This window comes from Novosphingobium sp. 11B, assembly GCF_054589055.1.
In genome coordinates, this window is the sequence record NZ_BAAILP010000189.1 from 1 (window position 1) to 456 (window position 456).

Below are 456 nucleotides of genomic sequence, written 5' to 3' on the forward strand. Positions count from 1 at the left end.
TCGCCCGGCACGACCTCGTGCCAGGTCATCAGGTGTTCGATCGACCCGTCGAGCGCGGCGGCGCGCATCGCGTCCTCGCCGATCTCCCGGTCGAAGCCGATGCCCAGCTTGCCGCCCGGCTCGGCAGCGACGATCAGCCAGCATTCCTCCTTGCCCTGCCGCCCGATGCCCTTGGCCAGCGTCTGCGCGTCGGAAGGGTGGACCTGCACCGACAGCGCCTCGCTGGCGAAGATGTACTTGACCAGAAGCTCGGGCAGAGCGGCGGGCGGCTCAAACCAGATTTCGCCGATGCGCTGGCCCTCGGGCGCCTCGAACGGCGCAGGCAGGACGTCCAGGCCCCAGGGCTTCTCGACCTGTCGGATCGGCAGCGAGGAGGAAGCGCGGGCGTCGGTCATCGGCGAATACTCACTGATTCCTGGCGCCGGAAAGATTGCCCACCTTCTGCACGCCGGCAAC

General features: G+C 68.6%; 1 protein-coding gene. It reads right to left on the reverse strand.

Annotated elements, in window-relative coordinates:
* On the reverse strand, window positions 1-395 hold a 395-nt coding region (locus ACYPYD_RS17045; protein ID WP_459664379.1), incomplete at its 3' end, for a cupin domain-containing protein.
* Window positions 396-456: the final 61 nt, after the last annotated feature.